The organism is Pseudomonas sp. (assembly GCF_048269965.1).
Classification (GTDB): domain Bacteria; phylum Pseudomonadota; class Gammaproteobacteria; order Pseudomonadales; family Pseudomonadaceae; genus Aquipseudomonas.
The window spans coordinates 201,292-215,139 of the sequence record NZ_JBLWTV010000006.1 but is presented as its reverse complement, the minus strand read 5'-3'; the positions used below and the strand labels follow the sequence as shown (position 1 = coordinate 215,139).

Sequence of the window (13,848 nt, the reverse complement as noted above, 5' to 3'; positions counted from 1 at the left end):
CTACAGGAGAGCGTATGGGGCGCGAGCAATCCATCAGTGACGATGCAGCTGAGTCTACCGCTCCGCCTTCATTTTCAGTACAGGCTCGGGGATTTGCCGAGGCCGAAACAGCGACCCTGCTTGCGACGCTCGTAGGCGAGATCATTCGAGCGCTTGGGAGGCACATAGGACTCCAGACGCTAGACGGAGTGACTGTTGCTTTTGACTACGATCAGGCGCTTCTTGAACTCGATAGAGGCTATGACTCGTCGCACCAGTTGCAAGCTACCAAATCCCACGTATATGGCGTAGCCATGACGCCGTCGGTGATCCGTGAAGGTGAGCTGAAGTCCCATATACTTGTGCGAGCGCCTGTTTTGTTGCCTTTGCTTGATAATGCAGACGAGGAAGGCATTCGCACCGCCATCCATGTACTCGCTCACGAATGCGGTCACGTGGAGGTTACGCAGCAGTTCGACCGATGCTTTCCCAATGTGATTTTACAGCGTCAGTTTCCACTGCTCGATACCCTGCGGTGGAACACCATTTTTGCTGTGTGGGATGAGTATGCGGTGACCTGGATTTCGGCTCCTTTTGGCACCGATCCAACTGATGGATACAACCAGACTCTCCTTGCCGACCTCCAGACTCTGGATGACCGCAACAACGAGCTGATCCGCGCCTATCGCATCCACGGGAATGTTGAGCAAGTTTTGTCAGAGATCTATCGTAACTGTGGAAATCTCCTGAAGTTCGGCGGCTACTGCATAGGGAATTTGCGAGGCAGGGACACCCACTGGCGGGAGCACGATGATTTGACATCCGTAATAGTAGGCCACTGGTTTGAGCCATTTCTCCAAAACCTCAGCGAGGCGTGCAGCGGGCTTGCCGACAGGTATGGTGAATGGACAGACATGGACGCCTTTTTATCCATCAGCAGCGTTTTAGATGCGCTCGTGTGCCGAGCGGGATTGAATGTGACTGCTCAGCCTGATGGAGGCGCTTATGTCGATATACCCTTTACCATTCAAACGATGCCTGAATAACAAAGCTGACAATTCTGCCTGCGCATTGCCTCGGGAATTGCAGGTTAACCGACCCAAACGGCCATCTCAGACGAAGGATTAAACATGGCGGACGATGACAAAGAAAGCTCGGGGCTTCCAGGTGCAGGTGAGCCTGCACACAAGCCCAACGGCACGGCAAACCTGCTTCACAACTACACCAATTACATGGCCATAGAAGAGGAGTACGACGCCGATGTGGCTTCTGGTCTTCTGCGAAAGTCATTGGAGAGAAAAGGTGTAGAGCAGAGCCAGGAGGGCGTCAAAAGCTGGGCTGCGATCAGCAAAGCGATGGTTACGAGAGACGTAGATGTGGGCCAAGAATTCACGGACGCCAAGGCAAAAACTGACTCTCTCGTGGATAAAATGTTCACCTCCACGACCAGCCTGGCTTCGAGTGAGCCTGGGCTAAGCAGTACGCTTGACGCTCAAAGCATGCCTGCCAGCGACACGGAAGAAACTCATATGGATGATGACTTCGATGATGAAGAGGTTGAGGTCGGAGACGATGAGCTTGATACGCTCCAAGAGATCTTCGGCACTGACGATGAGGACGAGGCGTCCGAGCAAGCCTATGATCACATTCTCAAAATGATGGAGAAGGTCGACTGAGTGCCGCCAGCACCGGGGCCTGATCGTGGTTGGCTCGGTCTTCGCGCGGGCTGTTCGATCCAATACCATGGTTCGACGGCCCGAGTTGCAGCATTGCTCATTGCGACCGAGCAAGGACAGGTGCAGGCCGCGCAGACAGCCGCATATGACAGACAACCAAGGTTGGGACCGTATTGATGAGCCTTCAAGACGATCAAGAATTTGCACGCGAGAACTGCACCCGCATCATCGCCAGCCTCCCACCTGCCATCCTGAAGAAGGAGGCGGGCCTGACGGCCAGGTTGGAAGCATCGAAGCTTTCGCCACTGAAGAAGCTGGCGGCCATCTATGAGTTCCTGGACGACCTCGCCAAGTACATAGCACCCACGCCATGCAAGAAAGGCTGCTCCAGCTGCTGCCACTATGCGGTCTCAATTTCCGAGGTTGAGGTTCAGTTCATCGAGCAAGTCGCGAAGAAGAAACGTCTGAAAGTGGCCAGTGCGCCCGGCAACTTCACTGGGCAGCCATGTCCATTCCTGATGAACGGGGCGTGCTCAATCTATACGGCAAGGCCGTATTCCTGCCGTCGGCATCACAGCCTGGCGCCAACGGCCGAGTGGTGCGCTCCAGAGAAGTCGTTTGCTGGCGATTTTGCCAGGGTGCAATCCAGTGAAGCACAGCTGGCCTTCGATCTGGTGCGGGGGATGGGCAAACTTGGCGATATTCGCCAAGTCTTCGGAGCCGCGCCATCGCGCTGAGGCTCATACGCCGGTATGCATGAGCCGGTGCAGCCTGGCCCGGCCGATCATTGAGCGCCGGCGCGCTTCCCACCTTCGCCACTGGCCATTCTCGATCATGGTCAACCCCATGTCGTGATGCAGGCAGAACAGGAACCGAGTGTGGCGGTTGCAGAGAGTGCAGTGCCCGACAGCTTCGACGATAGCGACGCCTAGCGTGGGCTGTACGATAACTCCACAGCAGCTGGCTGTCCTTGATCTCCCGAGCCCATGCGTTGTACTGGCCCGTGTGCCATTGCCTGCCCGCGCAAGTTTTCGCGTCGCAGTCCTGGAATTGGTAGTCATTGCCGAAAGCTCTGATAGCATCCCCATCTCTCGGAATGGAAGCCACCCATGTACGACATTCATCAGCACAAGCACCGCTATGCGGTCTGGACTGCCTCTCGCGCATGGAATCGAAAATTGAAAGGGGGCGACCTGGCATTGGCTCAGCGCCTGATTGGCGTTGCCGGCCTGGAGAGCGTGCGTGGCCCGGATGAGTGCTTGAAACTGTGTCCACGGTTGCTGGGCAAGATCATATAGCTACCTTTCATCAGGGATGAATACTGCGTTGGCGGAAACGGCCAAGATAGGCGTCCCTGCCTCGTCATAAGTAACAGGGAGCCTAATCGTGTATCTATCCGTTTTGAAACTAGAAAATTTCCGCCAGTTTGGCCAGGCTAACTGTGGCTTGGAAGTCACCTTCAACCCAGGTGTTACCGCGTTGGTCGGGGAAAATGACGCAGGTAAAACAGCCGTCATCGATGCGATCCGGTATGTACTGCAAACCCGTGATGCCGAATACCTGAAGCTTCAACTCCAAGACTTCCATATCGATGACAGCGGAGCTCAGGCCAGCACCATCACGCTGAGGTGCACATTAGATGGTTTGAGTAAGGCCGAACTGGGAGCGTTCGCTGAGTATGTCACCTACAAAAACGGCGTAGGTCGTCTACACATCCATTGGTCTGCCACGCGTGTCCAAGGCTCAACTCTAACCCGCAGATGGGTGGATATTTCAGTGCGTTCTGGTGAGAATGGGGAAGGGCCGTCCCTGGATGCAGGGGCCCGTCTTCTGCTCGCCACTGCGTACTTGAAACCATTACGTGATGCAGAGCGCGAGATGTCGCCAGGCCGAAATTCCCGGCTCTCTCAGGTCTTGAGCAGCTTCCCAAGCATCGATGTCGGAAGCGCTTTCGATACCGCGACCCCGCCTGCTAGCCCCGTCGATGCAGAAGCGTTGAGCATTGCTGGCATGGGCGACTACATGCGCTATCTGGTGAGAAAGCACAGCGCTATCGTCAGTGCTGAACATGCCATTAACCAAAACTACCTGGCCCCGCTTTCTCTTGTGGGGCAGCCCCTGACAAGCCGTATCAGTTTCGGCGAGGGGGGTACCGAGGATGCGAGGCTCAAACATATCCTTGAGCGCTTGGAGCTCGGGTTGCTTGATCACGCTTCGGGCGAGTCCCGGGGCGTTTATGGTTTGGGCTCAAACAACGTACTGTTTATGGCCTGCGAGCTCCTCCTGCTTGGAAAGGAGCCAGACGGCCTGCCGCTTCTATTGGTAGAAGAGCCTGAGGCTCACCTGCACCCGCAGCGGCAACTGCAGCTCATGGAGTTTCTTGAGAAGGCCGCGAAACCTGCGGACGGTTTGAGACCGGTTCAGGTGATTCTGACCACTCACAGCCCGAATCTGAGCTCAAAGATTCCGATCCAGAATCTTGTTCTCATGCATCGAGGGCGCGCGTTCTCGCTGGCTGAAGATCAGACCTGCTTGGGCGCCGATGACTATCGATTCCTCAGCCGCTTCCTGGACGTCACGAAGGCAGGATTGTTCTTCGCCAAAGGACTATTGGTGGTGGAGGGCGATGCTGAGGCGATCCTGCTGCCAGCCCTTGCGCGTAGGCTTGGAAAAGACCTGACCAAGCATGGTGTGTCGGTGATTAATGTGGGCGGTGTGGGGTTGCGTCGCTACTCCAAGATTATGCAGCGCCGAGATACGAGCAAGGGTGAAATCTCCATTCCTACGGCCTGCATTACCGACATGGATGTCATGCCTGACTGCGCGCCTGAGATTCACGAATTGGTAACGGGGCCAACAGATCCCAAGTGGAACAGTACTACCCGTCGCTGGAAGGCTGTGCGAGATTTCGGCGCGACTGCTGCAGAGCAAAAAGCCGGTATGGCTGAGCACCGCCAGAAGCGGATGGCAAGCGACGGGCAGTGCGTTCGAACCTTCGTTGCTGACCACTGGACACTCGAATATGACCTGGCCTTTTCCGGTCTTGCGCGGGAAGTGCACGCAGCGGCTTACCTCGCGATCAACGAGGAAAAGGTTGATCAGGGAAAGGTGACTAGAGCAGCTCTTTTGGTTGACGCTGAAACCGCATTCCAGGCCATCGAGACAGCCCACTCCACAACGGAGGCTAGGTGTTCCGCTGTCTACAAGCTGGTCAAGAAAGCCTCCAAAACCATCACTGCCCAGCACCTGATCGACCTGATAGAAGAGCGTTTCGAGGCTAATAAGCTAGATGTGGCAACTCTGCGTGGCTCGCTATCTAAATCTGTGATTCACGCGATTGAATACGCCACCAGTGGCTCAGCTGTACCGCCGACGGGGTCTACGCTCACACCGGTTGCAATGGGCACGGTAGCCGGCACCTCAGCGGCTGTTGAGGAGAGCGAGGAATGAACCTGGCCCAGCTCATCGATCCGATAACCGATGGCGATGTGGAGTGGGTCACCAAACTCATGAAGCTGGAGGCGTTGGACGAGCCTCGACGTAGCTTCCTGAAATCCATGAGCACACTAGACGTCTCTGCTTGCCCTGGTAGCGGCAAGACCACGTTGGTGGTGGCCAAGCTGGCTATCCTCGCTCGCCATTGGAAGAGTCGAACTCAGGGTATCTGCGTTCTTTCACATACCAACGCAGCTCGGGAGGAAATTGAGCATCGCTTGGGAGGCTCGGAGATTGGGCAGCGTCTGCTTCGCTACCCACACTACATCGATACCATCCATGGCTTCACTGGGCGATTCCTTGCTTCACCGTGGCTGCGTTCGAAGGGCATTCCACTCACTGCCATCGACGATGAACTTACGCATGCCGTCCGCCGGAAAGCACTAAAACCCTGGGAATACGCGGGCATGAAGAGAACGTTCGAATCGGCGTTCATCAAAGTGGAAAGTTTGCGCTTAAAAACTGTCGATTTCGACAACCCGCTAACCGGTTGGAGTCTGAAATTCGGGGCTCATACGGACACCTACAAAAATGCCTGCAAAGCGATGACTCATGCAGCGAAGACAGGGCATTTTTGCTTCGATGAAGTGTTCGTCTTGGCTAATGCTCTGCTGGTTGACGAGCCTGAGGTAGCGAGCGCTTTGCGAGCGCGCTTTCCCTGCGTTATGGTCGATGAGATGCAAGATACGCGGTATGAGCAGGCCAACATCTTGAGCAAGGTTTTCCCGCGTCAGGATCCAGATGTTTGTGTCATCAGGGTTGGGGATCCCAACCAGGAAATCTTCGAATTGGAGGTGGAGCTACCAGAGCCGTTCCCTGATCAATCGAGCACCATGGAAATCGCTAGTAGCTTCCGTTTCAATCAGTCGATCGCGTCCATCGCCAATCCCTTTGCCTACCTGCCAATCACTGGCGGTCTGGTAGGGTTACGGCAGAGTGGTGCAAACCAGCTTGCTCCCAACACCATCATCGTCTTCCCTGATGGCGACGTGAGCAATGTCCTGGATGCCTATGGGCAGCTGTTGATCCAGCACCTACCTGCAGATGTCCGGACATCAGGTGTCTATGCGGTTGGAGCGGTACATCGACTGGAGAATGACAAGCCAGAGCACTACCCCAAAGCGGTTGAGCATTACTGGGCTCCGTATCAGTCAGAGGTTAATAAGCCTTCGTTCAAGCCGCGTACGTTTTCAGAGGGTGTGCATATCGCTCGTCGCTATGTTGCTAGGGATGCAACTGCGGCTCTAAGCGTGGAACTGATAGCGTCCTGCCTGTTAACCCTGGTGCGCCTGGCGTTTCCCAGGGACGCGATTGTGGCAAGGTCTCGCAGTCATCAATGCGTCGAACAGCATCTTGCCGGTCGTGCTGGAGTGGTCGCCGCTTATCGCGGATGGCTCGAACGGCTGTTGTTCAGCCCCGCTGATATTACCCAGGCGGAATGGGATGCAACGGTTGCCTCAGGCTTGATGGATCTTGCTGCGGATTTGGTCTTTTCTGATCAACTGCAGGCAGCAGCGGATGCTGAAGCCTATCTCGCCTGGTCAACTGCCCCTCTAGTAGAAGACCCAGGTGACAACGGTGGTGCGCTTCTCAACACATACAGGTTTGAGGTCGGTTCTGAGAACGTCAATATACGGTTGTCTTCGATTCACGCCGAGAAGGGTAAAACGCATGCTGCGACCCTGATTCTGGAAACGTACAACCGCACTCACTTCGTCAACAAGCTCTTGCCGTGGCTCGAAGGCAGAGCCTCAGCTGCTAAGCGTCCGAACGAGGTCGCAAAGAAGAGCATGATGCTCATGTACGTAGGGATGACCAGGCCGACCCACATGCTCTGTCTGGCCATGCGAAAAAGCACGATGGGTGAGGGTAAAGCCGAGACCAAGAGGAGGGCAGCACTGCAGCAGGCAGGCTGGGCAATTATCGACATTTGATACGAACACGTGGTTCGCCGTTTAGATCAGAAGCGTGTTTAGGGAAATTGAATGCGGCTCGCTGTCCAGGCCAAAAAGAGGTGAGCACGTTAATCGGAAGTAACCGTTTCAATCAGTTTCTGCCACGTGATCTTCGCCATGAGGGAGTGCCCTGCGAGATTGTCATAGAAGTACACTTCCTCACTTGGGTCTGAAATGGGGACTAGCAAGCCGGTCATGCCTCTGTCGACGCATCCAGTCCCAATGGTTCCATCCAGATGGCGGATGACTGCTCCGTGATGGTTACCAGCATCGTACAAAGCTCGAATCCCTGCTTTGAGCCAATCCCAGTCGACAGCAGAGATCGGAACCGCTTTTGCCTGGTGAAAAACCACAGGGATACCAACCATGCAGCCTCGGCTCCATGGGTTTGCCGCACTTAGGGCAATAGGCAGGCTGGACATCTGAGAGATAGAGCATAGCGTGAGTCCTTTTTCTGGAGCGGCGCTCCATATTTGGAGGGCCGTAGAATGCACGCTATTGTCATAACCCCGATTCACCGCTGTCCAGAAAAGGTACAAAGGTACAAATGCCCCTCTCGCTTGATGCCACTTCCACTGATCACTCCGGGTTAGGAAAATAGAAGAAGTAGCATTTCAAGAGAGCTTGGCTTGTATCAATGCCGTTATTGCCGTGAGCTTCTCATCAGGGGATCTGTCGTCAGTTGCATCGACAATGTTTTGGATCGCATGGAGGGTCGTGGACGCATTTGGTTCTGCTTTCAGGATGTCTTGTATTTCAGCATCTTGTGTGAGGTGGATATAAGTAGAGAGTGTGCTCTTGGATGCATGATATGAGTCTTTGCGAGCGATGGCCATCGCTACGTCTAGAATATTGGCTTTCGACATTTTTGAAAGCGTACTGATGTTCTTGGCGACTAATATGGTGAAGTACCGGTGGCGGAAGTTATGATAGGAGATACCTTTGAGGAGTTCTGCGTGTCTTGAAGTCTTGATGACTACGTTGTAATAGGAGTTAAAGGTGGTGCGCGCCAGAGGATATCCAGTATCTTCGCTAACGAATATCCTGTCATGAAGCTCGCTGTGAGGATGGTTGGAACGAGTGAGTAGAACGAATTTGTAGATTTCTTGAAGCTCGGCTCTCGGTATTAGTATCTGGCGTAAGCAACCCTTGTATTTTCCTTTTAAAACGGGGATGTTTGTTACAGGGCCGTTATTTTTATAGGCATTAATAATGGAGCTTGCTGGGATGTTAATGGCTTCTTCTATTCGGCTGCCTGTGTGTTCGAGTAATGTGGCAAGGATGTACCATCTATCAATTAGATACTGGTTGGATGTGTAGTCGTGAATTGCTTCATGCCATGCGTTAAGTTCATTGTTTCTTATGAAGCTTTTTAGCTTGGTCGGAGTATCCCTTAGTTCGTCTAGGCAGGGATGGGTTAAAAAACGCAGTGGCGTCCGCCTGTTAAGTCTGTAGAAATCCTCTGTAGCATTAATTTGAAAATTATGTGCGCGAGGGTCAGTGGTAATTAGGTTCTGGAATTTGTTTTCTTTTTGCGTGTGCTCTAATAGAGCTAATATGCGTCGGACAATTTTCTTGATTGTGGTCGAGTTTGCCGTTCTAGAGTTTTGTTTGTACTTAACGAAGTCGTAAAGGGTTTCGTCAGTGACATCAAAGATGGTTAACTTATTGCGTTCTATGTATTTTTGGAAGATATTTAGAGTATCAGCATAGCTGAACACTGTTTTAATTGCTGGTCGGACCCCATAGCTGTTGGCACCACCGCCGAAACTTGTAAGGTAGCTATTGAGCTCCCAGCAAAAGTTTCCACGGGAGTCAAAAAGCATTGGAAGAGATGGAGGTGTGGTGTGGCCGTGATTAAAAAGGAAGTCAAGACGCGGAGCTTTTGCTACATGTATCATGGTTTCACCAAGGTGAGATGAGCTCTATCAAGTGCCAGGGTGTGGCTTTTCAAAACTTGCTGATATCTGATGTCCTGGCGAGTGTGTTCGTCCACTCTAGCAACCAGTTGCATGTACGCCCTGTAGACTTCGCCTAATGTGTTTGTGAGGTAGTCGACTTGATTTTTTAGAGTGGAGATTTCTTCTTGCTGTGAACGCTGGGTTGTTCGCTTTTGAGGTGGAAGGGTTTGTGTGGTGGGTGTGAGGTTGTTGTATGTTTCTAAGGCGGCTACTAGTTGATCTGAGTACTCAGTGTTGTAGGGTTCTCGCGATGTATTATAAGAGCAAGAAATAACTCCAAGGTCGGCATCTGACCAATTAAGGGCGGACTTGAACGGTATGCCTCTTTTGCTCTTAAGTGCGTCTAGGGAAGGAAGTCTTTGACGGTCTTCGATTGCTTTTCTAATCAGCAATATTTTGGTAATCAGGCTTTGTGTTTTGGCTTGCTTCTCCTGAAGCTTGGCTGCTGAAGTTTCACCCTTTGAATAACGACTCATATTATTTACTCGCGTAGACAAAGATTTTTTTGTTGTTGATGATTTGGATTCTTATTTCGCGATGGTTTGCCAGTTCTTGGAGGTGTTCAGATAGTAAGGCGTGGTCGCCAAGTTTGATTTCAAGCTCACACTCAGCAAAATTTTCTTGCAGATCTTCGTCGACTAATACGTTTTTGTCTACATGCCCCTCCAAGTAGTCTATTAAGAATTCTAAGGTTTCTCGCTCCCAACCGGGCTGGTTCGCGATATTGGCGTAGTAAAGGGTCACGTTAGGTTCAATGTGCCCCATCATCCAGCGCAATGGTTCAATTTCTGTACTGCCGCTTAGGTAAAAGAAAAAGGCGGCGAAGAAACGCCTGAACTGATGAGGTCGTGCATACCATCTAGTTTCGCCTATCTTAGGTACTTGAATCCAATCGGAGTATTGGTCCAGTTTTTTTAGTAGAGTCATTTCACTGCGATCTTTTCCTTTGAATGAGCTGGAGGGCCAGATGGAGGTCATGCCTGGGTGGCGATCCGCCATAAACTCTATGTACTCGTTAATGAATTCCCAAATGACTTTAGGTATTGGGCGCTTTATAATTTCAAGCTCATGGCTGTTACTGGCTTTCGGGATTTTAAGTTTCAGATCCCATAAGCCATCCAGTTTTGAAATTGTAAGACAGTCAGCGTCGAGCAAGGCGGTACTCAATACTCGGCAAGCTGAAAAGGTATGGATAAGGATGCGTGTTGTGATAGCGTAAAAATCAATTAGTTCATCGGTGGAGATGTGATCGCGCATAATCGAGTTGCAATAAATACCACCTCTGTTGCTGCCGCACTTACCATATGTTTTAATGTTTAGATGTTGTAGTGCCTTGGGGATTGGTACAGCCTCAAAGGTTTGCCTCTTGAAGGTGTGCACATTTGATCTAATTGTGCTTGTGGCATATTTTTCTATGATTTCTCTGTTGTAATAGTTGTCCAGTTGCTTTATGTAGGCTCGGATATGTGGCGCATAATTGCGATGAAAAACAATCGCATTGCTGATGTAGTGGAATGCAATATTTGTAGGCATCAGTGGGGTTTGGTTTTTCTCGACAAATCTGCCGGTCATACTGTTAAGTGCATCCGAGATTTCGTGCACTCCAACCTTAAAGGGGTGAAATTGATATTCTTTAGTGGAGTGTAGGTAGGTTAAGTTAGTGCATTTGTTTTGGATTGTGGAGATACTGAGTGTGTCCTCTTCATTCTCTTCATTTGCTGAATGCGTACAGGTGAATTCCCGACAGATGTCAGACCTGTTGTTTTTAAGTTTTTGGATTAAAATCTTTTGTGTTATGGGTGGTATGTGCGTTCCTGAAATGTAGGATAAAATGTTTTTGCGGCCTCTTGGAGTAGGCCCTAACTGCGTGTCGAGATTTAGGGCATTTATGCCCATGAACGTGAGGTCGTGAGCTTCTAGGAAGGTCTTTATGTCTTCCAAGGTGATATCGGCTAGGGTGACGATTTTAGGGGGCTGATTTAAGCGGTGTCTGGCCTCATACACATGGTCGGCAATTTCAAAGGCCGTTCTAACAAAGTCTACTAATGCGCGCGGTCGTTTTGATTTTGAGCTTTCGATGAGAGCTATCGCTGATGATTGTAAATCTCTGACAAATAAATTCCATATCAGATCTGATGTGGATGACCCATCAAATAGCTGGTAGTCAAAGCTAAGCTTCACATAGCGACTGCTGTTCGGATCTTCCGAAATTGTAACCTTGGTGCCGGTGCGAGGAAGATACCACTTCATATTTGAGGAGTTGGGGTGGATCCAACTAGGAAGGATCGCTTGAGAGGTTGCTGTAGATGGAGAGCTATTCTTGATCTTTTCATTATTCATTTGCGTGTACCTCAAGAAGCTCAAAGTTCATTGGTGTCGGAGTAGCATCCGCCAGTAGCTTGATCATCTTTCGACTGCCTTCGTCTTGGATTTTTGTGATGATTTTCTTGCAGGTCGAGATGAGCTCTTGTTTTGTCCCATATGTCGCGTAAGAGACTATCAACTCAATTGCTTCTGGTGAGCAAAGGAAACAGAATACTTGACCTGGCTTGTGAGTTGTCGTGTGGCGGCTGTTGGTTCTTAAAAATTTCACGGCCTCGATAAACTGCATCTTGGCGCGCTCGTAATTACTATTCTTAATGCGGGGGGAGGGGTTTGAGATATCTTCTGCTATTAGTAGTTGAATTTTTTGATGGTCACGTATTCTCTTTCGGTAAACAAATTCTTGAATTGAAGGTGGGATGTAATTTCTCAGGGCAGTTAACAGGGAATTTCCTAGGTAAATGGTCGTTTCCAAAGTGTCTCCACCACTCTCAATCCATTTCAGCAGTCCCCGTGAAACCCTAATTTTAGGCATGGTTGGTTCAGCTTCAGCTACCCATGAAGGCAGCGAATCAATGATTGCTTTGAAAGTATTTTTACGTCTCGTGTCTAAGATACGGTAGAGGTGTTCATCCCCGTGGCGAGTGGGGCTAGAACCATCCATGACGAAAAGATAGTTGGAATTCAAGGCTTTGGAGTGCTGGGTTCTCATTTGCAATAGCATCCATAGCGCAGTATGAGCGTCTATACTTTCTGCATCGACTTCAATCTCGTCCGTAGCTTTTGGTGCGTGGCGCTCAATTAACTTGTTAGCCCGAGGTTTAAGGGTAGTGATAGTTATGCCGCCATCTTCCCGGATGGTGACAAATTGACCATCTTTTGTTTTCTTGACTTGGGCATTTGCTAAGTCGAAAACATTTATCCCGAGTTCGTCAATAATGATGCACATGGCCGCCACAGCAAACTCTTCGGTAATTCCTAGGTAGGATTTTATTTTCGTAGTAGACCAGGAATAAATGTGGTGCGCGCCAGGGAAAGATTTGCGTGTAAATAGCCCGTCTTGTTCTGTGGCTAGGTACGCAATAGAGTTGCTGAAGCCATTTGGATGTGATGGTGAGAAAAAGCTTATATGTTGACCAGAGCGAGATCCTCTCAGGTTAGGATCTAGGTTGTCTTTTGTGAGTCGGATGGCAGCCACATCGCTTCTGCGAATCATGCCTGGAACTTCCAAAAACCGTGCATAACCCTCTGCTACAATGCGCTTGCATTTGGAGAGAATGACAGTTCTATGTTTTTCGATTTGATGGGCAATCTCGTTAAGAGCGTTTTCCATTGAATTCGCTTGAATGGCATGTTCCAAGGTCAGATAGCCAAGAATGTTGCATTCTTTTTCTGAGAATACGTCTGTCGAGTTTGGGACTGGTAGGATCAGCGCATTGCTAGGTAGCTTTTTGGCTTTTTGAAGCCTATTCAAGTAATAACGAACGGCGGTGTAGTCAGAGATGACGGTGACTTCTTTGATTGGCTTGCCTGTAATTTCGGATATTGCACTGCGTCGATGAGAGAGAAATTGGCGGCAAGCATTGGTGATTGCCACAGGGTTCCGATACCACTCTGGATCAAGTTCGTGAGCGATCATGAAAAAAACGCGGATGAGGGGCGCCCGGCGCTTCGGAGGATGCTTTTCTACCCAGATTAGGATGTCCTCAGGGCAGCAAGCCCTGATACTATCGACCAAATCTTCCCGCATCCTGCTCATCGCTTTCCTACCTGAAATTGGTTCAGATAGACAGTGTAGTCAGGGATAGGGCTTCCGTAAGGGTAAAGTGTATGAACAGTATGGCTTTGCAACGTGTTGGTTTCTCAGGCGCCAGCCTATATGAACCCAAATCCGTACTGCTTCCACTCCAGGCACGCCTGATGAGCCAGGCGCTGCGCAAGATCACCGGCAACATCAAGAACGCCAACTGTCTGGTGATCTTCATCAACCAGATTCGCATGAAGATCGGCGTGATGTTCGGCAGCCCGGAAACCACCACCGGTGGTAACGCACTGAAGTTCTACGCCTCGGTTCGCCTGGACATCCGTCGTACTGGCGCAGTGAAGGAAGGCGAGGAGGTCGTGGGTAGCGAAACCCGCGTGAAGATCGTCAAGAACAAGGTCGCGCCACCGTTCCGTCAGGCCGAGTTCCAGATCCTCTATGGCAAGGGCATCTACCGTAATGGCGAGATCATCGATCTCGGCGTGCAGCAGGGCCTGGTCGAGAAGTCGGGTGCCTGGTACAGCTACAAGGGCAACAAGATCGGTCAGGGCAAGGCCAATGCGGCCAAGTACCTGGAAGACAACCAGGAAGTGGCGCGCGAGATCGAAGGTCTGATTCGCGAGAAGTTGCTGGTCAGCAGTGCTCCCGCCAAGGCGCCGGCTGCCGATCTGGCTGATGCCGAAGTCGACTTCTAAGTC

11 protein-coding genes and 1 pseudogene are annotated in these 13,848 nt (G+C 51.0%); 7 read left to right on the top strand and 5 right to left on the bottom strand.

The window, feature by feature from the left end:
• Nucleotides 1-14: 14 nt before the first annotated feature.
• From ACN0X6_RS09750 to ACN0X6_RS09725, 6 genes are all read left to right on the top strand, one after another.
• Nucleotides 15-1,025: a hypothetical protein gene (locus ACN0X6_RS09750; RefSeq protein WP_045735157.1), complete on the top strand. Its 1,011-nt coding sequence runs from the start codon at nucleotides 15-17 to the stop codon at nucleotides 1,023-1,025.
• Nucleotides 1,026-1,109: 84 nt separating this feature from the next.
• Nucleotides 1,110-1,655: a hypothetical protein gene (locus ACN0X6_RS09745; protein WP_417703529.1), complete on the top strand. Its 546-nt coding sequence runs from the start codon at nucleotides 1,110-1,112 to the stop codon at nucleotides 1,653-1,655.
• Between the two features lie 176 nt (nucleotides 1,656-1,831).
• Nucleotides 1,832-2,392 (top strand): YkgJ family cysteine cluster protein, encoded by a 561-nt coding sequence (locus tag ACN0X6_RS09740; protein ID WP_052716955.1) that lies wholly within the window; start codon nucleotides 1,832-1,834, stop codon nucleotides 2,390-2,392.
• Nucleotides 2,393-2,764: 372 nt separating this feature from the next.
• Nucleotides 2,765-2,953: a hypothetical protein gene (locus tag ACN0X6_RS09735; RefSeq protein ID WP_045735159.1), complete on the top strand. Its 189-nt coding sequence runs from the start codon at nucleotides 2,765-2,767 to the stop codon at nucleotides 2,951-2,953.
• Nucleotides 2,954-3,041: 88 nt separating this feature from the next.
• The gene (locus ACN0X6_RS09730) at nucleotides 3,042-5,105 is read left to right on the top strand and encodes an ATP-dependent nuclease (RefSeq protein WP_045735160.1); all 2,064 of its coding nucleotides are present in this window, start codon (nucleotides 3,042-3,044) and stop codon (nucleotides 5,103-5,105) included.
• The gene (locus ACN0X6_RS09725) at nucleotides 5,102-7,084 is read left to right on the top strand and encodes a UvrD-helicase domain-containing protein (RefSeq protein WP_417703527.1); all 1,983 of its coding nucleotides are present in this window, start codon (nucleotides 5,102-5,104) and stop codon (nucleotides 7,082-7,084) included. The genes ACN0X6_RS09730 and ACN0X6_RS09725 overlap by 4 nt, the downstream gene beginning before the upstream one ends.
• A gap of 89 nt (nucleotides 7,085-7,173) precedes the next feature.
• Here the strand turns inward: ACN0X6_RS09725 and ACN0X6_RS09720 are convergent, their stop codons facing one another.
• The 5 genes from ACN0X6_RS09720 to ACN0X6_RS09700 form a co-directional block, all read right to left on the bottom strand.
• The gene (locus ACN0X6_RS09720; RefSeq protein ID WP_045735162.1) at nucleotides 7,174-7,473 is read right to left on the bottom strand and encodes a hypothetical protein; all 300 of its coding nucleotides are present in this window, start codon (nucleotides 7,471-7,473) and stop codon (nucleotides 7,174-7,176) included.
• A 246-nt stretch (nucleotides 7,474-7,719) separates the two neighbouring features.
• A complete protein-coding gene (locus ACN0X6_RS09715; RefSeq protein WP_417703525.1) occupies nucleotides 7,720-9,006 on the bottom strand; it encodes a hypothetical protein in 1,287 nt (428 codons plus the stop codon).
• Nucleotides 9,003-9,542 (bottom strand): hypothetical protein, encoded by a 540-nt coding sequence (locus ACN0X6_RS09710; RefSeq protein WP_417703523.1) that lies wholly within the window; start codon nucleotides 9,540-9,542, stop codon nucleotides 9,003-9,005. The genes ACN0X6_RS09715 and ACN0X6_RS09710 overlap by 4 nt, the downstream gene beginning before the upstream one ends.
• Nucleotide 9,543: 1 nt before the next feature.
• Nucleotides 9,544-11,406: a hypothetical protein gene (locus ACN0X6_RS09705; RefSeq protein ID WP_417703521.1), complete on the bottom strand. Its 1,863-nt coding sequence runs from the start codon at nucleotides 11,404-11,406 to the stop codon at nucleotides 9,544-9,546.
• Nucleotides 11,399-13,027: a hypothetical protein gene (locus ACN0X6_RS09700; protein ID WP_417703520.1), complete on the bottom strand. Its 1,629-nt coding sequence runs from the start codon at nucleotides 13,025-13,027 to the stop codon at nucleotides 11,399-11,401. Before ACN0X6_RS09700 ends, ACN0X6_RS09705 begins: the two co-directional genes overlap by 8 nt.
• Nucleotides 13,028-13,293: 266 nt before the next feature.
• Here ACN0X6_RS09700 and ACN0X6_RS09695 point away from each other — a divergent pair.
• A pseudogene (locus ACN0X6_RS09695) lies at nucleotides 13,294-13,845 on the top strand (DNA recombination/repair protein RecA); the annotation flags it as partial.
• Between the last annotated feature and the right edge of the window lie 3 nt (nucleotides 13,846-13,848).